The sequence below is a fragment of the Arthrobacter sp. NQ7 genome, assembly GCF_029581595.2.
GTDB lineage: Bacteria > Actinomycetota > Actinomycetes > Actinomycetales > Micrococcaceae > Arthrobacter > Arthrobacter phenanthrenivorans_B.
The window spans coordinates 176,356-199,496 of record NZ_JARFXU020000001.1; the positions used below are offsets into that span (position 1 = coordinate 176,356).

General features: G+C 68.5%; 22 protein-coding genes. 10 read left to right on the top strand and 12 right to left on the bottom strand.

What is annotated here, in order from left to right:
* Positions 1–83: 83 nt before the first annotated feature.
* The 3 genes from PUN71_RS00790 to PUN71_RS00800 are packed head-to-tail and all read left to right on the top strand — an operon-like array spanning position 84 to position 4,161.
* Complete coding sequence (locus PUN71_RS00790) at positions 84–1,463, top strand: enolase C-terminal domain-like protein (protein ID WP_277796979.1); 1,380 nt, start codon at positions 84–86, stop codon at positions 1,461–1,463.
* Positions 1,460–2,968 carry an aldehyde dehydrogenase (NADP(+)) gene (locus tag PUN71_RS00795; protein ID WP_277796980.1) on the top strand — a complete coding sequence of 503 codons (1,509 nt, stop codon included), beginning with the start codon at positions 1,460–1,462 and terminating at the stop codon, positions 2,966–2,968. The genes PUN71_RS00790 and PUN71_RS00795 overlap by 4 nt, the downstream gene beginning before the upstream one ends.
* Positions 2,965–4,161 (top strand): fumarylacetoacetate hydrolase family protein, encoded by a 1,197-nt coding sequence (locus PUN71_RS00800; protein WP_277796981.1) that lies wholly within the window; start codon positions 2,965–2,967, stop codon positions 4,159–4,161. Before PUN71_RS00795 ends, PUN71_RS00800 begins: the two co-directional genes overlap by 4 nt.
* Positions 4,162–4,230: 69 nt before the next feature.
* Here PUN71_RS00800 and PUN71_RS00805 read toward each other — a convergent pair whose 3' ends face one another.
* Positions 4,231–4,521, bottom strand: a complete 291-nt coding sequence (locus PUN71_RS00805) for a hypothetical protein (protein WP_043452346.1) — start codon at positions 4,519–4,521, stop codon at positions 4,231–4,233.
* 112 nt (positions 4,522–4,633) lie between these two features.
* Here PUN71_RS00805 and PUN71_RS00810 point away from each other — a divergent pair, with 112 nt between their 5' ends.
* Positions 4,634–4,990 carry a VOC family protein gene (locus tag PUN71_RS00810; protein WP_277796982.1) on the top strand — a complete coding sequence of 119 codons (357 nt, stop codon included), beginning with the start codon at positions 4,634–4,636 and terminating at the stop codon, positions 4,988–4,990.
* Between the two features lie 55 nt (positions 4,991–5,045).
* Entirely contained in the window at positions 5,046–6,209 is a 1,164-nt protein-coding gene (locus tag PUN71_RS00815; RefSeq protein ID WP_277796983.1) for an acetate kinase, read from the top strand.
* Between the two features lie 48 nt (positions 6,210–6,257).
* On the opposite strand, the gene PUN71_RS00820 is transcribed toward PUN71_RS00815, so the two are convergent.
* Positions 6,258–7,400 (bottom strand): TRAP transporter substrate-binding protein, encoded by a 1,143-nt coding sequence (locus tag PUN71_RS00820; RefSeq protein WP_277796984.1) that lies wholly within the window; start codon positions 7,398–7,400, stop codon positions 6,258–6,260.
* 129 nt (positions 7,401–7,529) lie between these two features.
* Here PUN71_RS00820 and PUN71_RS00825 point away from each other — a divergent pair, with 129 nt between their 5' ends.
* Complete coding sequence (locus PUN71_RS00825; RefSeq protein WP_277796985.1) at positions 7,530–8,108, top strand: GNAT family N-acetyltransferase; 579 nt, start codon at positions 7,530–7,532, stop codon at positions 8,106–8,108.
* Here the strand turns inward: PUN71_RS00825 and PUN71_RS00830 are convergent.
* Positions 8,092–9,288 carry an NAD(P)/FAD-dependent oxidoreductase gene (locus PUN71_RS00830; protein WP_277796986.1) on the bottom strand — a complete coding sequence of 399 codons (1,197 nt, stop codon included), beginning with the start codon at positions 9,286–9,288 and terminating at the stop codon, positions 8,092–8,094. The two genes, PUN71_RS00825 and PUN71_RS00830, sit on opposite strands and share 17 nt — an antisense overlap.
* A 4-nt stretch (positions 9,289–9,292) precedes the next feature.
* Positions 9,293–9,499 carry a hypervirulence associated TUDOR domain-containing protein gene (locus PUN71_RS00835; RefSeq protein WP_043452340.1) on the bottom strand — a complete coding sequence of 69 codons (207 nt, stop codon included), beginning with the start codon at positions 9,497–9,499 and terminating at the stop codon, positions 9,293–9,295.
* 161 nt (positions 9,500–9,660) lie between these two features.
* Here PUN71_RS00835 and PUN71_RS00840 point away from each other — a divergent pair, with 161 nt between their 5' ends.
* A complete protein-coding gene (locus PUN71_RS00840) occupies positions 9,661–10,113 on the top strand; it encodes an SRPBCC family protein (protein ID WP_277796987.1) in 453 nt (150 codons plus the stop codon).
* Positions 10,114–10,204: 91 nt separating this feature from the next.
* Here PUN71_RS00840 and PUN71_RS00845 read toward each other — a convergent pair whose 3' ends face one another.
* Positions 10,205–12,427, bottom strand: coding sequence for a S9 family peptidase (locus tag PUN71_RS00845; RefSeq protein WP_277796988.1), 2,223 nt, complete (start codon positions 12,425–12,427; stop codon positions 10,205–10,207).
* Positions 12,428–12,562: 135 nt separating this feature from the next.
* On the opposite strand from PUN71_RS00845, the gene PUN71_RS00850 reads away from it, so the two are divergent.
* From PUN71_RS00850 to PUN71_RS00860, 3 genes are all read left to right on the top strand, one after another.
* Positions 12,563–13,126 (top strand): hypothetical protein, encoded by a 564-nt coding sequence (locus PUN71_RS00850; protein ID WP_277796989.1) that lies wholly within the window; start codon positions 12,563–12,565, stop codon positions 13,124–13,126.
* 12 nt (positions 13,127–13,138) lie between these two features.
* Positions 13,139–14,788 carry an FAD-dependent monooxygenase gene (locus tag PUN71_RS00855; RefSeq protein WP_277796990.1) on the top strand — a complete coding sequence of 550 codons (1,650 nt, stop codon included), beginning with the start codon at positions 13,139–13,141 and terminating at the stop codon, positions 14,786–14,788.
* 594 nt (positions 14,789–15,382) lie between these two features.
* Positions 15,383–15,805 carry an Hsp20/alpha crystallin family protein gene (locus PUN71_RS00860; RefSeq protein WP_043452334.1) on the top strand — a complete coding sequence of 141 codons (423 nt, stop codon included), beginning with the start codon at positions 15,383–15,385 and terminating at the stop codon, positions 15,803–15,805.
* A 164-nt stretch (positions 15,806–15,969) separates the two neighbouring features.
* Here the strand turns inward: PUN71_RS00860 and PUN71_RS00865 are convergent, their stop codons facing one another.
* The 7 genes from PUN71_RS00865 to PUN71_RS00895 form a co-directional block, all read right to left on the bottom strand.
* Complete coding sequence (locus PUN71_RS00865; protein WP_277796991.1) at positions 15,970–16,923, bottom strand: ADP-dependent NAD(P)H-hydrate dehydratase; 954 nt, start codon at positions 16,921–16,923, stop codon at positions 15,970–15,972.
* Positions 16,907–17,698, bottom strand: a complete 792-nt coding sequence (locus tag PUN71_RS00870) for a histidine phosphatase family protein (protein WP_277796992.1) — start codon at positions 17,696–17,698, stop codon at positions 16,907–16,909. Before PUN71_RS00870 ends, PUN71_RS00865 begins: the two co-directional genes overlap by 17 nt.
* Positions 17,699–17,919: 221 nt before the next feature.
* On the bottom strand, positions 17,920–19,608 hold the full coding sequence (locus PUN71_RS00875; RefSeq protein WP_277796993.1) for an alkaline phosphatase D family protein: 1,689 nt from the start codon (positions 19,606–19,608) through the stop codon (positions 17,920–17,922).
* 240 nt (positions 19,609–19,848) lie between these two features.
* Entirely contained in the window at positions 19,849–20,985 is a 1,137-nt protein-coding gene (locus PUN71_RS00880; RefSeq protein WP_277796994.1) for an LCP family protein, read from the bottom strand.
* Between the two features lie 132 nt (positions 20,986–21,117).
* The gene (locus PUN71_RS00885) at positions 21,118–21,792 is read right to left on the bottom strand and encodes an arsenate reductase/protein-tyrosine-phosphatase family protein (RefSeq protein ID WP_277796995.1); all 675 of its coding nucleotides are present in this window, start codon (positions 21,790–21,792) and stop codon (positions 21,118–21,120) included.
* A gap of 135 nt (positions 21,793–21,927) precedes the next feature.
* Positions 21,928–22,557: a DUF305 domain-containing protein gene (locus PUN71_RS00890; RefSeq protein WP_277796996.1), complete on the bottom strand. Its 630-nt coding sequence runs from the start codon at positions 22,555–22,557 to the stop codon at positions 21,928–21,930.
* Between the two features lie 55 nt (positions 22,558–22,612).
* Positions 22,613–23,119 carry a hypothetical protein gene (locus tag PUN71_RS00895; RefSeq protein WP_277796997.1) on the bottom strand — a complete coding sequence of 169 codons (507 nt, stop codon included), beginning with the start codon at positions 23,117–23,119 and terminating at the stop codon, positions 22,613–22,615.
* Between the last annotated feature and the right edge of the window lie 22 nt (positions 23,120–23,141).

Consider the following 23,141-nt stretch of genomic DNA (forward strand, 5'->3'; position numbering starts at 1 on the left):
TCACATAACCTATATGATTTTAGAAATTCGTATAGGAATCGAATTCTTTCCCCTTCCAGTCCTGCCCTCGAAAGTTGAGATCCATGCCTACCATCACGTCCATCAACACCCAGGACGTCCGCTTTCCCACATCCCTGGAACTTGACGGGTCAGATGCGGTCAACGTTGACCCCGATTACTCCGCCGCCTACGTCGTCATCCGCACCGATGCGGGGGACGAGGGCCACGGCTTCGTCTTCAGTTGCGGCCGGGGCAACGAAATCCTTACCGCGGCCATCGACGCCTACGCCCGACTGCTGGTGGGCCGTGACATCGATGAACTGATCTATGACCTGGGCGCGGCGTCCCGGCTCCTCATCCACGACTCCCAGCTGCGCTGGCTCGGCCCCGAAAAGGGCGTGACGCAGATGGCCTGCGGTGCCCTGGTCAGTGCCCTCTGGGACATCCGTGCCCGCCGGGAGAACAAGCCGCTCTGGCTCCTGCTCAGCGAAATGAGCCCCGAAGAGCTGGTCAGCGTGGTTGATTTCACCCATATCCGGGACGCCCTCAGCCCCGAAGAAGCCCTTGAGATCCTCCGGGCCGGCCAGGAGGGCAAGGCCGAACGCATCGCCGCGCTCAAGGCCGACGGTTTCCCTGCCTACACCACCTCGCCCGGGTGGCTCGGCTACAGCGACGAAAAACTCGTGCGGCTGAGCAAGGAGGCCGCGGCTGACGGCTTCTCCATGATCAAGCTCAAGGTGGGCGGGTCCATCGACGATGACCGCCGCCGCATGGCCCTGGCGCGGGACGCCGTGGGCAGCCTCCCCATTGCCATCGATGCCAACCAGCGCTGGGAGGTTTCCGATGCCATCGAATGGGTCAACCAGCTGGCAGAGTTCGATCCCTACTGGATCGAGGAACCCACCAGCACCGACGACATCCTGGGCCACGCCGACATCCGCAGAGGGGTCGCGCCCGTACGGGTCGCCACCGGCGAGGCCGTGGCCAGCCGGATTGTCTTCAAGCAGCTCCTGCGGGCCGGTGCCATCGACGTTCTGCAGCTGGACTCCACCCGCGTGGCCGGCGTCAATGAGAACATTGCCATCCTGCTGCTGGCCGCCAAGTTCGGGGTCCCCGTATGCCCGCACGCGGGGGGAGTGGGGCTGTGCGAACTGGTCCAGCACTTCTCCTTCTTCGACTACGCCGTGGTGGGCCGCAGCCAGGACAACCGCATGATCGAATTCGTGGACCACCTCCACGAACACTTCGCCGAACCGGTACGCATCACCGGTGGCCGCTATGCCGCCCCCCAGCTGCCGGGCACCGGCGCGGAGATGCTCAGCGCATCCCGGATCCGCTGGGAGTTCCCCAACGGGCAGGGCTGGCAGGAAGTGGGCGGCCGCGCCGCCGTCACCGGAGGCTCAAGTCCTGCCGGAGCCGCAAGCCCCGCCGCAGCACCGAGCCATGCCGGAGCAAGCCGATGAGCCACGCAACGCAAACTGAAGCCACCGCCCCTCCCGCCACGGCGGCGGAACTGAACGCCGCCGTCGACGCCGCTGCCTCCGCGTTCGAGGCGGCCCGGCAGGTGGCTCCTGCTGCCCGCGCACGCTGGCTGGAGGCCATCGCGGCCGGACTGGTCCAGGACGCGGACGGACTCGTGGAGACCGCCGTGCGGGAAACGCACCTCGGAACAGCCAGGCTTGAAGGCGAACTGAAGCGCACCGTGTTCCAGCTTCGGCTCTTCGCGCAGGAGATCCGCAGCGGCGAGCACTTCGACGCCACCATCGACCATGAGGACCCCGCCTGGGGCATGGGCCCGAGGCCGGACCTCCGGCGGTACAACGTGCCACTCGGCGTCGTGGGGGTCTTTGGCGCCTCCAACTTCCCCTTTGCATTCAGCGTGATGGGCGGGGACAGCGCGTCGGCCCTGGCCGCAGGCTGCGCGGTGGTGAACAAGGCGCATGACGCGCACCGGGAGCTGGCGTACCGCACCGCCCGGGTGGTGACCGATGCGCTCGATGCCGCCGGGGCGCCGTCGGGCCTGTTCTCCCTGGTGACCGGCCGCCAGGCGGGCGAAGCCCTGGTGGACCATCCCCTGGTCAAAGCCATCGGCTTCACCGGCTCCACCGCCGGCGGCCGGGCCCTGCTGGACCGGATTGCCGCCCGTCCCGAGCCCATCCCGTTCTTCGGCGAGCTGGGCGGCATCAACGCCGTCTTTGTCACGCCCGCGGCCTGGACGGCCCGGGGTGCCGGCATCCTCGAAGGCTACGCAGCCTCCTTCACCCTCGGCATGGGCCAGTTCTGCACCAAGCCCGGGCTGCTGTTTGTTCCCGCCGGCCACGGCGACGCCGTCCGCACGAAGCTCCAGGACGCGCTGGCGGGCTTTGCGCCCGCCAGGCTCCTCAGCGACCGCCTGCATGCGGGCTACGCCGATGCCGTCGGCCGGCTCAGCGGCAGCGACGGCGTGGACGTCCTGGTGCAGGGAGACTTCGCCGACGAGCCGGCCCCCACCGTCCTGCGCACCACCGCGGATGCGGTCAGGAAGAATCCCGGCCTGCTCCGGCAGGAGATGTTCGGTCCTGCCAGCCTGCTGGTGGAGTACCAGGACCAGGCGGAGCTTCCCGGACTGGCCGGGCTGCTGGAAGGCCAGCTGACCACAACCCTCCAGGCCGAGGAGGACGACGACGTCTCCGCGCTCGCGGGCCGCCTGGCCGACATCAGCGGCAGGGTCCTGTGGAACGGCTGGCCCACCGGCGTCACGGTCAGCTACGCCCAGCATCACGGCGGCCCCTACCCGGCCACCACGTCCACCACCACGTCAGTGGGCACGGCGGCCATCCGCCGCTTCCTGCGGCCCGTGGCGTACCAGTCATTCCCCGCGGCACGGCTGCCCGAGCCCCTGCAGGACAGCAATCCGTGGCGGGTTCCCCAACGGATCGACGGCGTCTGGCAGCGCCCGGCGGATGCTGCGAAGGAGGAGCTCCGGTGACTGGGCTTTCCAAGGAGGCACAGAGCGTCCTTCCCGAGGATGCAGACCAGGCGCTGCTGATCGGCCGGATCTGGGACGTGGACAGCGCCGGCCCCCGCGTGGTGGCTGTCAGCGGACCTGATGTGTACGACCTCAGCCGGCTGGCGGCAACAGTCTCGGAACTGCTGGAGCTGCCGGACCCTGCCGCGGCCGTCCGGTCCGCCCTGGCGGATCCCGACGTGGCGGAACGCCGCTGGGCCACCGCCGACGTTGTGCAGGCCTCCCTCGCCGGGGATGCGGCGCGGCCCCGGCTCCTGGCGCCGGTTGACCTGCAGGTCATCAAGGCCTGCGGGGTGACGTTCGTGGACAGCATGGTGGAACGGGTGATCGAGGAGCGGTGCGCAGGCGACGCCACCCGTGCAGCCGACATCCGGGAGCTGGTTGGCCGGGCCCTGGGCGGCAGCATCGCCGCCCTGCGGCCCGGATCGGCCGAGGCCGCGGAGGCCAAGCGCATCCTGATCCAGGAGGGGCTGTGGTCGCAGTACCTTGAGGTGGGCATCGGCCCGGACCCCGAGGTCTTCACCAAGGCGCCCGTGCTGTCCTCCGTGGGGCTGGGCGCGGGCATCGGCATCCCCGAGTTTTCCTCCTGGAACAACCCTGAGCCGGAGCTGGTGCTCATCGCCACTTCCCAGGGCCGCGTGGTGGGGGCGACGCTGGGCAATGACGTGAACCTCCGCGACGTCGAAGGGCGCAGTGCCCTGCTGCTGGGCAAGGCCAAGGACAACAACGCCTCCAGTGCCCTGGGCCCGCTCATCCGGCTCTTCGACGCCGGCTTCACCCTGGAAACCCTGCGGACGGAGGAGATCCTGCTCCGCGTGGAAGGCCCGGAAGGATACCTGCTGGAAGGCCGCAACAGCGTTTCCCGGATCAGCAGGCCCTTCGAGGAACTGGTGGCCGCCACGCACGGTAAGCATCACCAGTATCCCGACGGGTTCGCGCTGTTCACCGGTACCCTGTTCGCGCCAACCCAGGACCGGGACCAGCCGGGACAGGGCTTCACCCACAAGCACGGCGACCTGGTGACCATCCGCAGCCGCCACCTGGGCGCCCTGGTGAACCGGGTGGGTCCCTGCGAGGAACTGCCGGAATGGACCTTCGGCCTGCGCCGGCTCTTCGACTACCTGTCCCGGCAGGGGCAGGAAGCAAGGGCGTAGCCGCCACACAAAAAAGTACGACGCCGGCACTCGGGTGAGTACCGGCGTCGTACTTTTGCGCGGGGGGCGTCAGCTGTTGTCCGGCTTGGCCAGGCTCTCCGGATCCTCTTCCTTGGCAGGCTCGTCTGACAGGCCCTGCGGCGTGAGGTCCAGGCCTTCCCGGTCTTCGGGAGCCTCAGGCGCTTCCCCCGTTTCCGCCGCCTTGAGGTTACCGGTGTCGTCCAGGGCCGGGTTGGCGCCCTCCACCCCGGTGGGGTCCTTCTTGCTGCCGGAGTCCGGTTGGGCGTTAAGCGGGGCGGTGCTGCTGGATCCCGTGTTGGTGGGGTCGTTCTCGTCGATCGAATTGGGCTCGTTCGTCATGGAATTGTCCTCTCGGCGTGGTCCAGCCTTGTCCGCCGACAATAGGCACAGCGCGGCCCGATCCGCAAGGATCACGTCGGGCGGCAAGCCGGCGTCGGCTAGCATCACAGGCATGACCGGGACCGCCATCACCACCGCCTTCATACCCGTCCGGAACCCGCAGGCCGCGGCCGCCTGGTACAGCCGGGTGCTCGGACTCTCCATTGCGGAAGCGGGCAGTTTCTCTGCCGTGCTCACCGGCGGCGGAACGGCATCCGTGACACTGATGGGTCCGGACAGCGGCATCCAGGCGTCCCCCGGGCTGCGGTGGGCCACCTGCAATTTCCGGGTGGTCGACCTGGCCGGGACGCACGCCCGGCTGGAGGACAGCGGGGTGCCGGTGGGTTCCATTGCCGGCGCGCCGGACGTCTGCCTGTTCTTTACCACCCAGGACCCGGACGGCAACACGCTCCTGCTGACCGACCGCTAGGCGCGCCACCTATAGTGGGGTTTGAACTGCAGACGCAAGCCCCAGGAGGCCCCGCATGCTCGTGCTCGTCATCAATTCCGGTTCCTCGTCGCTGAAATACCAGGTGCGTGACGTCGCCGCCGGGACGGTCCTCACCGAGGGGCTGATCGAGAAGATCGGCATGGGCAACGGCGGCGGCGGGGACGGCGAGATTGAGGGCCCGCGGGACCACGCGGAGGCGCTGGAACAGGTGGACGCCGCCATCCACCGCGAACTGGGCGGCCTGGAGCTGGCGGCGGTGGGCCACCGGGTGGTGCACGGCGGCGAACGGTTCGCCGAGCCCGTCCTGGTGGACAACGAGATCACCCGCGCCATCGAACGGCTCAACCCGTTGGCGCCGCTGCACAACCCGGCCAACGTGCTGGGCATCCGCGCCATCACCAGGAAATGGCCCAAGATGCCGCAGGTGGCCGTGTTCGACACCGCCTTCCACCGCACCCTGCCCGAGCATGCCTGGCGCTACGCGGTCCCGGACGAGCTGTACACCAACCACGGAATCCGCCGCTACGGCTTCCACGGCACCTCGCACGAGTACGTGGCCCGCCGCGCAGCAGCCCTGCTGGACATCCCCATGGAGGAGTTCGACGGCGTCATCGCCCACCTGGGCAACGGCGCCTCTGTCACGGCCATCCGCGGCGGACATTCGGTGGATACCTCCATGGGCTTCACGCCGCTTGAGGGCCTGGTGATGGGCACCCGCTCGGGCGACCTGGACCCCTCCATCCTGGTGTTCCTTGGCCGTGCCGGCTGGACACCCGAGGACATCGACACCATGCTCAACCGGGAATCCGGGCTGAAGGGCCTGGCGGGCAACAACGACATGCGCTCGGTGGTGGAAGCGTCCGAGGCCGGCGACGACAAAGCCGCCATGGCCCTGGCCGTGGCCTCCTACCGCTTGGCCAAGTACATCGGCGGCTACCACGTTGCCGTCGGCGGGGCGAAGGCCCTGGTCTTCACTGCCGGGATCGGCGAGAACTCGCAGCAGTTCAGGGCCCATGTGGCGGACCGGCTCGGCGCCCTGGGCATCGAACTCGACGCCGGCCTGAACGCCGGGCGGTCAAAGGAACCGCGCGTGATATCCACGCCGGGCTCCGCCATTCCCGTGCTGGTGGTTCCCACGGACGAGGAACGCGCCATCGCGGAGGCGACGGCCGCCGTCGTCGGGTCATCCGCACCCTGATTGCCCCTGGGCGGCAGGACATCCCGGGGGAGCAGGTTCTTCCGCACCTCAGTACGTATCGAAGTCGCAGGGTTCCACTGCCGGCTCGGCCGGGGTCCGGGCAGCCAGATCACGGAGCCGTTCAAGAAGGCTCCTGGTGTAGGCGTCCTGTTCGAGGGCACGGAAGACCGGGGCTGCGGCATCGTGGAAAGCGGTGATCTCCTGTTCCGTTGCCAGCACCACTCTGCCTCCGTTTTCGCAATACTTGCGTGCCTCACGTGACAGCGGTGAGAGCAGCGATGCGGCCCAGTCCCTGGTGGCGTCCGCTGCCTCCTGGAGAACCTGATTTTCCTCCTCAGTGAGGGCCGCTTTTGCTTTGTTATTGATGACCAGTGTGCTGATCTTCGAATGCAGGACAAGGTTTCCCGTGGCGACTGCATGCCCGGTCCTGTTCTGCGCGCCCGGCAGATTGGAGGCGTAGGCCATCGAGGATTCTGCGGCCCCCACGGTTCCTGACTCAACTTCTTCACCGAATTCCTGGTCAGCCAGGTCCCTGGGTATGGCGCCAAGTGACTCCAGGACTGCGTACGTCGTGGCGGACAGGGGAGCCCTGATCACCATTCCCTTGATGTCCGCCAGGGTGAGGATCGGCTCGGAAAAAGAGAACAGCACCCGCGGCCCGTCCGGAAACAGTGCCAATCCTGTGACCCCTGAACCCTTGAGGCCGGCCAGCATTCCGTTCGCAAAATCCGGTTTAACGACCTCCCTGATCATGGCGCCGGATGTCACCAGGAAGGGAGCGGACAGTGCCTGGAAAGCCAGGACACCCTCGGTGTCCCAAGCACGGGCGGGAATCACAGCCATCTCCAGATCCCCGCTTATCACCCGTTGGGCGACGCGCTGGTCCCAGCCCCCCTGACCATCCCCTCCGGCCCTGTAAACCGGTTCAACGACCAGGCCCCCGTTCGACAAGTCGTGGACCTGCTGGGCAAATTCCTCGATCTGGCCGCGGGTCGGTACATTCGCGTCGTCCTGGGTGCCGACGTGGAGCACCTTGGGGCTGGGCTTTGCTGTGATCACTGCCTGGGTTGGGTCTTCAGTTGAGTCACGGTAGGTGCACCCGACGGCAGCCAACAGCACACCGAACGCAAGTATTGCTGCCCACGTCTTCGCCGGCTTCACTATCACCACCACCTCCGGGGAATGGGACATGCGCAAACGGGCGCCAGCAGGCCGTACGCGAACCGTACTCCCGGAGGCCCATGGGAACAAGAGCTCTCCCACCCTCGATGATGACTGCCGTCGTCGTTCTTCAGCGTGACGGTGGCGTAGCCTCGATCCATGCCCGAGATATCCCTACCCATCCGGACCGAACGGCTGGTCCTGCGCCGGTTTGAGGGCGGCGACCTGGACGCCTTCCACGCCTACCACTCGCTGCCGGAAACCGCGCGTTTCCTGCCCGGCCCGGCGAAGACCTACACGCAGTCAATGGAGCGGGTGGGCCACTATGCCAACTTTGTCTTCGAGAAGGAGGGGGACTGGGTGGCGCTCGCCATCGAGGCCGCCGGTGAGCCGGGGCTGCAGGGGGAAGTGGTGCTCAAATGGCTGCCCGGCCGCGGGCAGGGCGAGGTCGGGTGGACGCTGGCACCCGCAGCCCGCGGCAAGGGCTACGGGACGGAGGCCGCCGGCGCCGTGCTGCGCCTGGGCTTTGAGGAACTGGGCCTGCACCGGATCGAAGCCCGGCTGGACGAACTCAACGTGGCCTCAGCATCCCTGTGCGGCCGGCTGGGCATGCGGCTGGAGGCGAGGCACGTCGACAAGTGGCATTACAAGGGCCAGTGGGCCACCGAGCTGATCTACGCCATCCTTGCCGATGAGTGGCGCATCGGTTCACAGGCGGCTTCTAAGCCCGCCCCTTGAGGATCAGGTTCCAGTAGATCTTCGGGAACAGATCGCGGTCCACCACCCAGGACAGCCGGCTCTCATTCCAGGTAGGGACGCGGGGGATAGTGGGTTTGGGGCGGTAGCGGTCGTCGAACTCGGCGAACACCACGGTGTCCCGCGAGACCGTGAACGGGCACACCGAGTAGCCGTCATACTTCGCCCGCAGCGGCTTGCCTTTGCGGGCAGCCACCAGGTTCCGGGCCAGCACCTTGGTCTGCTTGCGGAGCGCCCCGCCGGACTTGGAGTTGGTGGTGCCCGCAGCGTCACCCAGGGACCAGACATTGGCATACCGCAGGTGCCGCAGGGTTTGCCGGTCCACCTCCACGAAACCGCCGGCGTCACCGGCGGCCGGCAGGTCAGTGGCCTTGAGCCAGTCAGGCGCCGACTGCGGCGGGACGGCGTTGAGGACGTCATACTCCAGGTCCTCGGTGGTGTTGGCGGCGTTGTCACGGACCGTTGCCCGCCGGCCGGTGGGGCTGACCGCCACCAGCTCGCTGTTGGTCCGCAGCTCGATCCCGTACTCGGCGATCTTCCGGTCCAGTTCCCGGTCCACTTCCGGGACACCGAATACGGTGGGATACGGCTGGACCATCACCACGCGGATGTTGTCCAGGACCCCCTGTTCGCGCCAGTAGTCGCAGGCGAGGTACATGGGTTTCTGGGCGGCCCCGCCGCACTTGATGGGACCTGCCGGCATGGTGAAGATGGCGGTGCCGGAGGTCATGGCACTGAGCAGCGTCCAGGCTTTGGGGGCCAGTTCGAACTCATAGTGCGAGGTCCCGTAGGGCGAGTGGACGGCCTCGGCCATCCCCGGCACCGCGTCCCAGTCGTACTGCAGCCCCGGGCAGACCACCAGTTGGCCGTAGGCGACCGTTGTCCCCGATTCCAGCATGACCGTGTTCGCATTGGCGTCCACGCCCACGGCGGCGTCCCGGATCCAGGTGACGCCCTGCGGAGTCACCGACTCCTGGGTCCGGACGGCCTCCTTGGCCTGCGCCCGACCACCCGCGATATGCGAGAACAACGGCTGGTACAGGTGGTGGTCCCGGGGCTCGATGAGCGCCACGTCCTTCACGCCGTACCGCTCCAGCCGGGCTGCCAGCGACACTCCCGCATTGCCGCCGCCGATGATCACTACCTCATGCCGGGCAGCCACGGGGCTACTTCTTCTCAGTCAGCGCGGATGCCTTGTGCGCCGCGCGCGCCCCGGTCTTGTCCGACTCCACCACGTACTGCGGCTCATCCTCGCTGGCGCGGTGCGTGTTGCCGTCGAGCTCGAAGTCGCTGGTCTTCTTCTCCACGATCCTGCCGTGCGTCTTGCCCTGGGAGGTGTTCCACTCCACGTGCGTTCCTTTGCTCAATGACATGCCCGCTCCTTCGGTATCCCTGCGGAAAACAAGTACCCACAATAGTAAGCATGATTAGCTTATTGGTGCATTGACAGCGAAGAGGCAGCGGTCCAAGCTGGCGCTGTGCCTACCTGCCGGCCGAGCCGTGCCGGCACCAGGCGCTGTCCCAGGAGAGCCCGATGCCAGTAGTAGAAGAATCCGCAGTCATCGCCCGGCCGCCGCAGGAAGTCTTCGATTTCCTGTCGAAGTTCGATAACACCGCGGCCTACGACTCCTCGGTTACCGCCTCTGAGCAGGTGGGAGACGGTCCCGTGGGGATGGGAACCCGGGGCCGGGGAACAAGCAAGATCATGGGGCGCCGCTTCGACTGGACCGTCGAGGTGGTGGAGTTCGACCCGCCCTGGCGGATGGTGTCCCGCTCCGTTGAGGGAAAGCTGAACTTCACGGTGACCTTCACGCTGGAACCGGCCGATGGCGGAACCCGCGTCACCCAGCGAATTGACGCCGACTCCGGCTTGGGCGGCATCTTTGGCAAGATGGCTGATCCGCTGGTGGAGCGCGCCCAGGGACGGACAGTCCGGGCCAACCTTGAGACGCTCGCTGAGTGGCTGGCGGAGCACCCGCAGACGTGAACTGAAGCCCTGCCGGCCCCGGCGCGGGCAAGGCAGGGGGCGCGGGCAAACGCAGGCGTACGACGGCGGGACGCGCCCGCCGTCGTACGCTTCAGTCCTGTTTCAGCCCTGCGCCGGGCAGCAGTTCGGTGGCTCCCAGGGCATCGGCGATGAACGCGTAATCCCAGGCCCGCTCGCGCCACTGGACATACCGGCCGGACGCGCCGCCGTGGCCGCCGTCCATCTCGATCTTCATCACGATCGGCTCGGACCCCGTGGTCTTGTTCCGCAGCTCCTGCACCCATTTGGCCGGTTCCACGTACAGGACCCGGGTGTCGTTGAAGGACGTGACGGCGGCGATCTTGGGGTAGGCCACCTCCCGCACATTCTCGTACGGGGAGTAGGACTTCATGTACGCGTAGGCCTGGGGGTCGGTGATGGGGTTGCCCCATTCCTCCCACTCCAGCGCGGACAACGGCAGGTCCGGGTCCAGGATGCTGGTGAGCGGGTCCACGAACGGCACCTGCGCCACGATGGCCGCGTACTTCTCCGGCGCCATGTTGGCCACGGCGCCCATCAGCAGGCCGCCGGCCGAGCCGCCGAGCGCCGCGATCCGGGCAGGGTCCACCCAGCCGGAGTTTGCCAGCCAGTCGGTGGCGTCCACGAAGTCGGTGAAGGTGTTCTTCTTGGTCAGCTTCTTGCCGTCCTCGTACCAGTGCCGGCCCAGCTCGCCCCCGCCGCGGATGTGTGCGATCACGAACACCACGCCGCGGTCCAGCAGCGACAGCCGGGCGATGCCGAAGCCGGGGTCCATGCTCATCTCGTAGGAGCCGTACCCGTAGACCAGGCCCGCCGCCGTCGAATCCTGTTTCACCGCCTTGTGCCGCAGCACCGAAAGCGGGATCCGCGTGCCGTCCCCGGCAGTGGCCCACTCCCGGGTGGCCACGTAGTCGCTGCCGTCGTAACCGCCCAGTACCGGGCTTTCCTTGCGGAGCAGCAGCTCGCCGGCCGGCTGCTCAGGCGTGGGAAGCACGAAGTCGTAGATGCGCGACGGCGTGAAGTAGGAGGTGTAGCCCAGCCGGATCACGGGGGCTTCGTAGTCCGAGCCGCCGACGCCCGCAGTGTAGAGCTCCTCGTCGAAGGCCGGTTCCACCGGTGCCTGCTGGGCGGTGGTGCCCATGCCGGCCAGCCCCATCACCTGGACGCGTTCGATGGTGTCCTTGCGGATGGACACGATGAGGTGCGTGGCCGTGACGCCCGCGCCGTTGACACGGACGTCGTCGGAATGGTCGACGACGGTCTGCCAGGTCTGTTCCGCCAGCGGCTTTTTGAGTTCCGCCGGGTCCGCCAGGGACACCATGGAGTTAATGGCCCCGCGGTTGTGCGTGAGCAGGATCTTTTCCACACCGTCCAGCAGGAAGGGCTCGGCTTCGTAGAGGACCCGTTCGTTCCGGGAGATCACCGTGGTGACGGCCTGTTCGGGGTCGTCGAAGCGGAGCAGGCGGGTCTCGCTGTACTCCGAGCATCCGATGCCCAGCACCAGGTGGCGCCGGTCCGCGGAGAGCTCAAAACCGAGCCACATGGCGGCGTCGTCCTCCTGGTAGACCACAGTGTCCTCGGCCACCGGCGTGCCCAGGACGTGGGCCTTCACCTGGTAGGGCCGCCAGGAGTCATCCACCACGGTGTAGAAGAGGCGCTGTCCGTCGGGCGAGAAGGAGACGCCGTAGAAGATGTTCTCGATGACGTCCGGCAGCAGTTCGCCCGTGCGAAGGTCTTTGATCCGCAGCGTGAACCGTTCATCGCCTGAGTTGTCCACCGCATAGGCGTAGAGCGTGCCGTCAACGGTGACGGCGGTGCCGCCCACCGAAAAGAAGGGCTTTCCCTCGGCCTCCACGTTGCCGTCCAGCAGGATCTCCTCGCCGGGGATTTCCACCCCGGGCTCCACGGCCGGCGGAGTCCAGTCGGCCACCGTGTCCCCGGTGTCCTGCGCCTTCACGCGGCAGTGGATCCCGTATTCCTTGCCCTCGGCAGAGCGGCTGAAGTACCACCAGCCGTCCTTGCGGTGCGGGACGGAAAGGTCCGTTTCCTGGGTGCGGCCCTTGATCTCCTGGAAGATGGCCTCGCGCAGCGGCTGCTGGTGCGCGGTGACCGCTTCCTGGTACGCGTTTTCGGCCCGCAGGTGGTCCACCACCTCCGGGGATTCCTTGTCCCGCAGCCATTCGTAGTTGTCCACGAACGTCTCCCCGTGGTGCGTGCGTTCGGTGGGGATCTTCTTGGCAACCGGGGGGACCGGGACGGCGGTACCGGTGGAATCCTGCAGGGAAGTGGAGGTCATGGATTCAATATATAGACCCCCTCCGGCAACCCCGCAGGCCGTTCGCTACCGGGGGAGCCGAAAAGGGCGAAAGACTCTGGGTCCCCGCCCCGCCGCCGGTCAGGCTGGAAGGGCATTGAGAGGAAAGGAGACGCCATGACCCCCGAATCCGGCCCGGCTCCCCGGGCCCAGGCCTGGCTGGCGGTGGCCCGCTGCGTGGCAGTGTCCTGCGCCATGCTGGTGCGCCGGCAGGTCCATCTTCCGAAACAGAATGTTGGCAGGGTGCTGCGGTTCGCCGACGGAAGCACCGCGCGGGTCTACCGGGAGACCGCCGTCGACCGCGGGGCCGCCGAGCCCTGCGTCCTGGTGGTCGCCTTCACGCTCCGGCTGGTCCGCGGCAGGGCGCACCGCCTGTTCGAGGCGGAGAGCCTGCTGAACACCCCGCTCTTCGTGGGGTTCCCGGGGTTTGTCTCCAAGCTTTGGTGCGCCCACGACACCTTCGGCGCCTACCGCGGGCTGTATGAATGGGACGGCTCCGAACGCGCCCGCAAGTACGCCGCCGCCCTGTGGCGGGTCCTGGAACTGGTCAGCGTCCCCGGGTCCATCAGCTACAAGGTGCTTCCCGGGCTGCGCCGCGACGAGGTGCTCGCCAACCCGGCGAGGATGCCTGCTGCAACCCAGCCGGACCACGCCTGGTGGCGGCTCCTCAACCCCAACTGACATCCGCCATCCATGGCACCCGGGCAAGGCACGACGTCGGACAGCGACGTCCTGGTGGTGGGCGCGGGTCCCGCCGGGCTCACCACTGCCCTCCAGGCGCACGCCCACGGCGCCACAGTGCGGGTGGTGGACCGGCGCCCGCACCGGGCCCGTCCGTCCCGCGCCATGATGCTGCACGCCAGGGCGCTGGAGGGCCTGCGCCCCCTGGGGGTGACCGATGAGCTGCTCAGCCGCGGCGACACCACTCCCGAGGCGCGCATCCACCTGGGCCGGCACGTCGTCGAAGCCCGGCTGGGCCACGCTGACCTCCCGGACACGGCCTTCCCGCACCTCACCCTGGTCCGGCAAGCCGACGTCGAGGACGTCCTCTGCCAGGCACTGCAGGCCCGAGGGATCCACGTGGACTGGGGCGTGGAGTTCCGCGGGCTCCAGCATGAACCAGCCCTCGTGTCGGGGGAGGGCCGAGTAAACGCGCAGCTGCATCCCGCCGGCGGCCCGGGGCGCAACCTGGCGGAGCACCACGTGTCCCGGTTCCTGGCCGGCTGCGACGGTCAGTCCAGCACCGTCCGCGGCCTGACCGGTGCACAGTGGCGCGGGGGCCCGTACGGTGTGGAAGCGGTCATGGCCGACCTCGAACTGGACGGCGCCCTGGACGAGGGGATGCTGCACGTGGCCGTCGGCGCCGCCGGGCTGGTCTTCCTGTTCGCGCTGGGCGAGGGCGCCACCTGGCGGATGCTGGCCACCCGCCCGGCAACCCCGGCGGCGGGAGCCCGCTTCGGCCAGCTCGGTCCGCCCGTTTCCGCAGAGGAGGTGGCCCGGCTGGTGGGGGAATCGGGACTGGGTGGATCCGGTCCGGGCGGATCCGGCCTGGGTGCTGCGGTCAGCGAGGTGCGCTGGTCGGCGCAGATTCCGCTGCAGCACAGGATTGCCAGCACCTTCGGTGCCAGTCCCGTCTTCCTGGCCGGAGATTCCGCGCACGCCCACTCACCCGCCGGCGGCCAGGGCATGAACAACGGCATCCTCGATGCCCTCAACCTCGGCTGGAAACTGGGCTTCGCCTCGGCCGCAGGCACGCCGCTCCCCGAACTGCTGGACAGCTACGGGCAGGAGCGGCGGCTGGCGGCCCGGCGGGTGCTGGCGCTGACGCACGTGATCTTCTTCGGCGAAGCCTCGCCGCATCCGGTGGCCCGGCTGGCCCGGAGCGTCCTGCCCGTCTTCGCGCCGGCACTGCCGCTGCTGCTGCGGCAGCGGTGGGTCACCGCCAAGGGCATCAGGCTGCTTGCCCAGCCGTTCGTGCACTACCGCGGCAGTGCCCTCTCCCACGACTGCATGCCCCGCGCCGGCCGGTGGCCGCGGCCGGGCGAGCGGCTGCCGGACGGGCCCGTCTCCGTGGGCGGACGGGTGGCCCGCCTTCACGAACTGACCGCCGTGCCGGGCATCCACCTGTTGTTTGAGCGCGACGCCGGCCCCGGCCCCGCGGGTGCCGGCCCCGCCTTCACCGCGCTGCCCGGTTCGCCGCTGGTCCACGTCCACCAGCTCACCAGCCACCCCGGGCGGGGCGTGGTGGCGGTCCGCCCGGACGGGTACGTCGGCTACCGCTGCGGCGTGGCGGACCCCGGCCAGCTGGCGTCATGGCTGCGCCTGGTGGGTGCCGCGGACTGAAGGCTGCCCACGGTGCCAACCTCCCGCCGTCGTGATGCTCCATCACTTATGGCTCCCAAAACCGGTGGTGAGGAACCACAACTGATGGAGCAAACGGGGAAGGGGGAGGCTGGTTGCGGGTGGACGGCAGGCGTATTCTGTTCAGTTCAAGGCACATCCGCCCAGCGTGAGAGGGGAAGTTCCATGACCATCCCGCCAGTGCACGAACCAGAGCCGTTTCCGCCTGAACCCGGTCCGGAGCCCACGTCGCCGGATCCCACCCAGCCGAGGCCTCCCGGCCCGCCGTCCCCGAATCCGTTCCCCGCACCACCGTCACCGGGGCCGCTGCCGGTCCCGGACCCCGGGCCCGCGCCGCTTCGCCCCGACCCCACCCGGGACTGACCCGAATCAGGCCGCCACGGGGCCTTCCGCCAGTGCACCCGCACTGGTTGGAAGGCCCCTTTTCCGCGTCCTGGCAGGGCTGGAAAATCTTCCAGAAATTCTTGCCCGAACCCTTGAAGACCTGTCCCTGCGGTGCTAAAAAATCTGTATCAGCCACTACAGATCGGCTGATATGGAAACTGTGTTGGACCATCTCTTACGAGGAGGGAAGCCATGTTGATGCGAACCGATCCGTTCCGCGAGCTGGACAGGCTGGCCCAGCAGGTCCTCGGCACGGCAGCACGCCCGGCGGCGATGCCAATGGATGCATGGCGTGAGGACCAGGAGTTCGTCGTGGCCTTCGATTTGCCCGGCGTAGCGGTTGATTCGGTTGACCTGGATGTTGAACGGAATGTCCTGACGGTCCGGGCCGAACGGCCCGATCCCACGGGCAAGGACACCGAACTGATTGCCGCTGAGCGGCCGCGTGGCGTCTTCAGCCGCCAGCTGATCCTCGGCGACACGCTTGATACCGAGAATGTGAAGGCCAGCTACGACGCCGGCGTCCTGACGCTGCGGATCCCTGTCGCCGAAAAGGCCAAGCCGCGCAAGATTGAGATCGAGACGAAGGGGGCAAAGCAGGAAATCGCCGCTTAGTTTCAACGCAGGCCCGGGAGGCGGCCAGATCTGTTGACTGCCTATTTTGGGGCGAATCGCCATTCTGTGCACGCCACAGCGCCAGACAGCGCACCGGCAGCTTAGGCCCTAACCTCCCGCCACGGTGGCCCCCGGCTTCGGCCGGGGGCCATCCATGTGTCCGGTCAGACGCTGAACTCCAGCATCAGCGCGGGGAGTTCGTCCGCGAGTTCGCGGGCCAGGAACCCCAGCGGCCCCAGCCGGCTGGCCAGCCGGTCCGCCGCGGCGGCGTGCAGGTGGGTGCCCCAGCAGGCCGCCTGGGTGCTGCTGGTGCCGCGGGCCCGAAGCCCGGCGATGGCTCCGGCCAGCACATCGCCGCTGCCGGAGGTGCCCAGGCCGCCGTAGCCGGTGGTGATCTTCCATAGCTCCGGTTCGTCGGGCACCAGGCCCGGGGGCTGCGTGATCAGACCCTGGCAGCTGACCACGGCGTCGAACCGGGCGGAGATGTCGGCGAGGTCCTTTTCGAGGTCATCCACGTCCCGTCCCAGGAGGATCCCTGCTTCCGTGGGGTTTGGGGTGAGGATGAGCCGGCCGCGCCAAGGGTCCAGCCGGTCTTCCAGCGGCACCAGGGCGCCCAGCGCGTAGGCATCCAGGACGACGGCGGCACCTCCCGCGGTGCCATCGCCACCTCCGTCGCCGGAATCCCCGTCCGGCCCGCGGTCCCGGCCGGCCTCGTGGTCGAGCATCGCCGCCATCAGCTCACCGGCCAGGTCGGGATCGTCGAGTCCTGGCCCCACCAGGATGGTGTCCGCCCGGTCCAGGTAGGCGGACATCCTGTCCAGTTCCGCCTTGACCGAGCCGCCGGCCGTCTCCGCAAGCCCGACCGCGCCGCATTCCGGCAGTGCCACCCCCAGCTGCACGGCCACGGACTCGGCCACCGCCAGCGTGAGTTTCCCGGCCCCCGCCCGCAACGCCGAAACTCCGGCCAGGAGGGCGGCGCCGGGAGTTGCCCGCGCTCCACCCACCACCAGCACCGATCCCCGCGAATATTTGTCCCCGCCTGGGGCCGGCAGCGGCCACTGCCGCAGGAGCGACGGCGTGACCAGGGTGGCGCCGGAAGGTTCACCGCGGCCGGACACTGGTGTCTCCGGCGTGCTCGGTGACGGCGACGCCCTGTTCGGCCAGGTGGTCGGCGACGTTGAAGCTCTCCAGCGTCCACGGCCCCACGCCGGAGGGGCGGACGAACCGGGTCACCGAAGCGTTGAGGATGGCTTCCCTGGCTGCAAGGTCCAGCAGTTCCTCCTCGCTGAGCCCTTCCAGGACATACCGGAACAGCATGATTACGGCGTCGTGGCATACAAGCATCACCCGCTGGCCCATGCCGAGGCTGTTCAGTTCGGCCAGGACTGAGCGCAGCCGCAGCGCCACGTCGGCCCACGATTCGCCTCCCGGCGGCCGGTAGTACAGCTTGCCCAGCCAGTCCCGGCGCTCGGACTCCTCGGGGTAGCGGTTCTCCACGCCCAGCCGGGTCAGCCGGTCCAGGATGCCCAGCTCACGGTCCCGCAGCCGTTCGTCGGTGCGGACCTGCAGCGGCCAACCGGCCGTTTCCACCGCAATTTCCGCGGTCTGCCGGGCGCGTGCATAGGGGGACGAAACCACCGCGTCCGGACGGAATTCCGGGGCGGTCCGGGCCAGGGCCACGCCCAGTGCCGTGGCCTGCTCCCTGCCGGTCGCGGAGAGGTTTACGTCCGCGTCGCGGGCCGGGACGGGGATGACCTCAACGCCGGCCTCCCGGGCTTCCGTGGCTGCCACGTTGCCTTCGCTCTCACCGTGCCGGATCAGCAGCAGCTCCACCGCCCCGGCCTGCTCCACCGCCTCCGTCAGGCCGTCGTCGTTCGCTGAGTTACCCTTCAAGAAACACCCCGTCCTTCGCCGTGCCGAATGCCGTGCCGAAATGCAGGACAACTACCAAGGGCGTACCCAGGGGCCGGCGCGAAATAACGGCCGCCGTTGTTCGACGCGCATACCCCTTCGCGACGCCCAGATTCATTTCCGCGCCCCATATATCCCGGCGCCAGGGAATTTGCGCGTCGCCGGAAGCTTTGCGCGTCGCCGCGTGATGTGTGGAGCGGGAGCTACCGTTCCGGCGTCAGCACCTTGGAGAACACCGTGGCGCCGTTGGCGTTGCGGAGGCTCGCGGTGAAGCTGTTGTCCGCGCCCAGCTGGACGTGCCCGAAGAACTGGTTTTCGCCGTCGCGAGGGGACTCGCCGGCAAAGCGCCCGGCCTTGGAGAACACCACTTCGGGACCGAACGTGCCGTCCATGGCGTTGGGGCCGAAGGAGCCGGCGGCGATGGGCCCGGCCACGAATTCCCAGAACGGGTCGAAGTCCGTGAAGGCAGCCCGTTCGGGGGAGTAATGGTGGGCTGCGCAGTAGTGCACGTCGGCCGTGAGCCAGACCGTGTTCTTCACGCCGTTGCGCTTGAACGCGCTCAGCACCCCGGCGATCTCCAGTTCGCGGCCCAACGGGGCGCCGGGATCGCGGTTGGACAGGCTTTCCTGGTTCACGGGGCCGTCCGGGACGATGATGCCCAGCGGCAGGTCGGCGGCGATCACCTTCCACGTTGCCTTGGATTTGCTGACCTCGCGGATCAGCCAGTCCACCTGCTCCTGGCCCAGGATGTTCGTGGCGTAGGGTTCCTTGCCGTCCGTGTTGGGCGATTTGTAGGTGCGCATGTCCAGGCAGAAGATGTCCAGCTGCGGTCCACGGGAGATTTTCCGGTAGATCCGGGCCGGCTGGTACTGGCCGGCGTCGTCGAACGTCCCGGGCCGCCAGATGGCCGAGCTGTCAGCGATGGGCATGTTCTCCTGCCAGGCCTGCCGGCCGCGCGCCGCCAGCGTGTTGACGTCCCGGACCGTGTAGCGGGAGTCATCGATGATCTGCCCGGGGTACCAGTTGTTGTGGGTCTCATGGTCGTCCCACTGGGCGATCACCGGCACGTCCGCGAACATGGCATGCATGTTGGCGTCCATGGAGTTGTAGCGGTGCCTGCCGCGGAATTCGGTCAGGGTTTCGGCCACCTTGGAGACCTCTTCCGTCACCAGGTTCCGCCATACCTGGCCGTCCTTTTCAGTCACCGATCCGGAGATGGGCCCGTCAGCGTAGATGGTGTCGCCCGAGTGGATGAAGAAGTCCGGCCGGGTCTGGTGCATGGCCCGGTAGCCGCGCATCCCCCCGATTTCCTCGTTGATGCCCCAGCCCTGGCCGGCGGTGTCGCCGGTCCACACAAAGCTCTGCGAGGACGACGCCGGGACGTCACCGCCGCCTGTCAGGTCGCCGGTGCGGCCCGCGCCGTTGAACGTCCCGGCGTCCGGCGCCGTGCGGAAGCTGCCGCGGACCGTCTCACCGGCCGCGCCGCCGTCGTCCTCGAAGCTGATCTCCAGCGCAAAGCGGGTGTTGGAGGGCAGGTTTCCGGCGTGGATCTTGGCGGTGAAGTCGGACGCCTGGGTGGCCCGGGGCCCGCGGAGTACCCGCTCAAAGGCGCCCCGCCCGCGCAGGACCTGGCCGCCGTCGTCCACTGCCCGCAGCACTGCCGTCATCCGGCCGGCGCCCGAGGCGCGGGACCACAGCACGGCCGAGTCGGAGGTGACGTCGCCGGTGGCGATGCCGCTGGGCAGGGTGAGCCGGTTGCGCACCAGGGCCACGCCGGACGGTGCAGTGGCGGCCGAAGCGTTGGCGGCCGGCACGGAGGCCAGCGCGGCGGCGAGGACGGAACTCTTGACAATGGTGCGGCGGGAAACCCCTGCCTTGGAAGACTCAGTCATGCCCTCAGGCTTCCTCCGCCGGGCACACGGACGTTGTCCCCCGGGTGAACCGGCAGTGAGCCGCGGTTGAACAGGAAACGGCAGCCGGGGGCTTCCGGGCCGCCGCCGTTCGACGCGCAAAACACTCCGCGACGCGCAATACACTTCGCGACGCGGGTGTTGGATGGCGCACCCCACATAGCGGCGCGTCAGGGAATTCGCGCGTCGCGGGCGGCTTTGCGGATCGCGAACTAAGCTGCGCTACGGCTTCGCGAAGTCGCCGATCCGGCCCTCCCGCAACGCGGCGCCCACGGCCGCGATGCCGTCGTAATCGGGGAACAGGACGGACTGCCCGGCCACGAAGCCGGAGCCCAACGTGGGAAGGGTCATGGTGCCGATGGCGTTCACGTCCACGTTCCGCAGGCTGTAGGCAAGGATTGCGGCCTGGACAGGGTCGAAGCCTTTGTCCACAGTGAGGCAGCACGACGCGAAGTCCACCAGCGAACGGACGGCGTTGACATCGTTCAGGGCGCCGCCGCCGGTAAGCCGTGCCAGGATGGCGCGGAGCATGATCTGCTGGTCGCGGACACGCTGGAAGTCGCCGTCGGCGAAGGCATGGCGCTCGCGGGAGAACTCCAGGGCGGCCTGTCCATCCAGGTGGTTGATGCCGGCGCTGAAGACGTGTTCGGTCTCAATCGTGGACTGGAAGGCGATCGGCACGTTCACGTCGATGCCGCCCAGGCCGTCCACCAGGATCTTGAACCCGCCGAAATCGAGCATCAGGGTGTGGTCGATGGTGATTCCCAGGAGCTGCTGCACCACGGCGGTCTGCAGGTCGATGCCGCCGTACTGAAGCCCGGCGTTGATCTTGGCGCCGCCAATTCCGGGCAGGTCCACCCAGTTGTCGCGGTTGATGGAGATGAAGTAGAGATTCTTGCGGTCGGCGGGGACGTGGACCACCATCAGGGTGTCCGCCCGCTGGTCCTGGGGTTCGCCGGTGGCCGCCGTACGGGCCGCCGCATCACGGGCCGGGGTGTCGCGGATGTCGCTGCCGATCACCAGGATGTTCATCGGGGCCGCCGGCAGATCCGGAATCGGGGCCGGTGGAGGTGGGGGAGCAGGAGCCGGCGGAGGCGTTTCGGACGGAGTAGGTGTGGGGGTGGCGCTGGGCGTCGGGGCTTGGGTCTGGGTCGCCGCCGGCTGCGCCTGCTGGCCGGCACGGTTCAGGCTGTAGACCGCGACTCCGGCCGCCGCCACCAGCACCAGCGCAACAAGGGCAGCGATCCAGCGGCGCCGGCCCAGGGCCGCCATCCAGGCAGGCCGGCCGGAGCTGGAGGGGCCGCCTGGCCGCGGACCGCCGGTGGGACCGGATGGATCAGAACCGCCTGGGATGCTCATGACGCCTCCACCTCACTGTGACTGGTGGGATCAGTGTCCGTCCCGCAGGCCCCGCTTGGCTACGGGCGTATCCAAACTGTCACCTGAAAGGCCGGCGCCATGGTCCGGCGTGTGCACGAAGCGGGTGCGGCCCTACAGCGGCTGTGACGCGTGGCCGCCGGCCGGCGCGTTGAGCCGGGCGTGGCGCAGGATGGACACGATCGCCGGGGCGAGCTGGTCCTCCATCTCCCGGTACACCTCGGGCGCGCGGCGGTACGGGTCCACGATGTCGTTGTCCGCCGGATCGGCGGGCAGGGAGAGATGCCGCACGCCGGACGCCCGCGCCGGCAAGCTCCGCCACAGGGCGGCATTGGCAGCGAGCCCGGCGTCGCCGTCGGACGCTGCCTGGGAAGGTACGACGACGGCGGGCTGGCTGCCCGCATCAGCTTCCCGCTGGTGCAGGACATCGAGCATCCGCGCGAACTCGCGGATGGTGAAGGTGCGCTTGAGCAGGGAGGCATCCAGCTGGAGCACCTCGCCGCGGTGCCCCGAGGTCATGGTGAGGACCAGGTCCACGCCGCGCAGGATCCTGGGCGTCAGTTGGCGCGCCGCGAAGCCGTCGGGGTTGCCGCCGAAAGTCCGTACGATGTCCGCCGAGATGGGCTGCATGGGTTCGCCTACGAGGGCGCGGGTGCCGGCGCTCGCCACCTGGAAACCGCCCGGGACCGCCTGGTCGAGTCCAGCCTGCAGCAACCGTTCGGCCACCGGTGACCGGCAGATGTTTCCGGTGCAGACGGTAAGGATTCGTACTGGCGCGGAAGTGTCCAAGGAGGTTTCTCTTTTCCCAGCTGGCGGCTGATCCGTTCGGACCCGTGCTTTTCAACTTAACACGCATTGGCGCGGCGGTTGCCCCCATAGGGTGGGTGCCGCCGCCGCGCCGCATGGCATTGCCCGGCGTGACGGTTAGAGCGTGGCCAGGAGCTGCCTCATGTGCGTGATCTCCGACTGCTGGGCGTCCACGATGCCGCGGGCCAGCTTCACAGCGTCCGCTGACTTGCCTGCACTGAGTTCCTGCTGGGCCATGTCGATGGCGCCCTCGTGGTGGCCGATCATCTGCTCAAGGAACAGGCGCGCTGCCTCGGTACCGGTGGCTGAATTGAGCTTGTCGATGCCTGCATCGTCCACCATGCCGGACATACCGTGCCCGGAGTGGTCAGCCATCATGGTGGGCACGTTCCAGCCCGTGAGCCAGCCGGTCATCTGCTCAATCTCCGGAGCCTGGGCGGCCTTGATCCCGATGGCCAGGGCGGTCAGCTCTGCGGGCATGTCCGGCTTCGCCAGGATGATGCCGCTCATCTCCACCGCCTGGGCGTGGTGGGGGATCATCATCTGCGCGAACATGACGTCGGCCTGGTTGTGGTCGGCGCCCGTGCTCGCCAGCGCGGTGGCGCCGGGCATCGAGCTGGCCATGGAGCCGGACGTGCCGTGGTCCATGGGCATGCTGCCGGAACCCGCGCTGGCGGCGCATCCCGCAAGGCCCAGCAAGGCGGCCAGGGCAGCAGTAATGGACAGGGTTTTCAGGGTGGTGTTCATGGTTGTCCTTCAGGAAGGTAGTGGAACTGGTCCGGTTGGTCGGGAGCAGTTCGGTCTACGTCCGGCTGATGGACAACTCGCATGGCGTGGGGCTGGGCGGCAGGTAGCCGTAGGCGGAGCCGGGCCCGGTGACCGTATGCAGCGCCGGCAGGCCGGCCAGGGTTGCCTGCGGTGGATGTCCCGTCTGCGGGGCGCTGGGTGCGGACGGGATACACTGCGCCCCCGGCTCCCGGGCCAAAGGGCACGGACTGCCGCAGGTGGCGGCAGCAGCCATGGCCACCCCGTCCGCATGGTCCCCACGGGCGGAATGCCCGACGGCGACATGGCCGGCGGGTGCCACGGCTCCCGGACCGCTGGGGGCACCGCCGCCGGGAGGGAGGGGGCTGTGGGTAACGGGACTGTGTGAATCCAGCCCGCGCGAATCCAGCCCGTGCGAACCCCGCCCGTGCGATGCGTGTCCTGCTGTCAGCACATGCATTCCGAGCAGCCCCGCGATAACGGCCAGGATGCCGGCGAGCAGCCAGGCCCGGCAGAGGAGGGACGGCAGGGCGCGGCTGGTCATGGCAGGACCCTCCTTCGGGCTG

Excerpts from the sequence above, each read along its gene's own strand:
- PUN71_RS00790 (WP_277796979.1), top strand. The coding sequence starts at position 84 with ATGCCTACCATCACGTCCATCAACACCCAGGACGTCCGCTTTCCCACA.
- PUN71_RS00795 (WP_277796980.1), top strand. The coding sequence starts at position 1,460 with ATGAGCCACGCAACGCAAACTGAAGCCACCGCCCCTCCCGCCACGGCG.
- PUN71_RS00805 (WP_043452346.1), bottom strand. The coding sequence starts at position 4,521 with ATGACGAACGAGCCCAATTCGATCGACGAGAACGACCCCACCAACACG.
- PUN71_RS00810 (WP_277796982.1), top strand. The coding sequence starts at position 4,634 with ATGACCGGGACCGCCATCACCACCGCCTTCATACCCGTCCGGAACCCG.
- PUN71_RS00815 (WP_277796983.1), top strand. The coding sequence starts at position 5,046 with ATGCTCGTGCTCGTCATCAATTCCGGTTCCTCGTCGCTGAAATACCAG.
- PUN71_RS00820 (WP_277796984.1), bottom strand. The coding sequence starts at position 7,400 with ATGTCCCATTCCCCGGAGGTGGTGGTGATAGTGAAGCCGGCGAAGACG.
- PUN71_RS00825 (WP_277796985.1), top strand. The coding sequence starts at position 7,530 with ATGCCCGAGATATCCCTACCCATCCGGACCGAACGGCTGGTCCTGCGC.
- PUN71_RS00835 (WP_043452340.1), bottom strand. The coding sequence starts at position 9,499 with ATGTCATTGAGCAAAGGAACGCACGTGGAGTGGAACACCTCCCAGGGC.
- PUN71_RS00840 (WP_277796987.1), top strand. The coding sequence starts at position 9,661 with ATGCCAGTAGTAGAAGAATCCGCAGTCATCGCCCGGCCGCCGCAGGAA.
- PUN71_RS00845 (WP_277796988.1), bottom strand. The coding sequence starts at position 12,427 with ATGACCTCCACTTCCCTGCAGGATTCCACCGGTACCGCCGTCCCGGTC.
- PUN71_RS00850 (WP_277796989.1), top strand. The coding sequence starts at position 12,563 with ATGACCCCCGAATCCGGCCCGGCTCCCCGGGCCCAGGCCTGGCTGGCG.
- PUN71_RS00855 (WP_277796990.1), top strand. The coding sequence starts at position 13,139 with ATGGCACCCGGGCAAGGCACGACGTCGGACAGCGACGTCCTGGTGGTG.
- PUN71_RS00860 (WP_043452334.1), top strand. The coding sequence starts at position 15,383 with ATGTTGATGCGAACCGATCCGTTCCGCGAGCTGGACAGGCTGGCCCAG.
- PUN71_RS00875 (WP_277796993.1), bottom strand. The coding sequence starts at position 19,608 with ATGACTGAGTCTTCCAAGGCAGGGGTTTCCCGCCGCACCATTGTCAAG.
- PUN71_RS00880 (WP_277796994.1), bottom strand. The coding sequence starts at position 20,985 with ATGAGCATCCCAGGCGGTTCTGATCCATCCGGTCCCACCGGCGGTCCG.
- PUN71_RS00890 (WP_277796996.1), bottom strand. The coding sequence starts at position 22,557 with ATGAACACCACCCTGAAAACCCTGTCCATTACTGCTGCCCTGGCCGCC.
- PUN71_RS00895 (WP_277796997.1), bottom strand. The coding sequence starts at position 23,119 with ATGACCAGCCGCGCCCTGCCGTCCCTCCTCTGCCGGGCCTGGCTGCTC.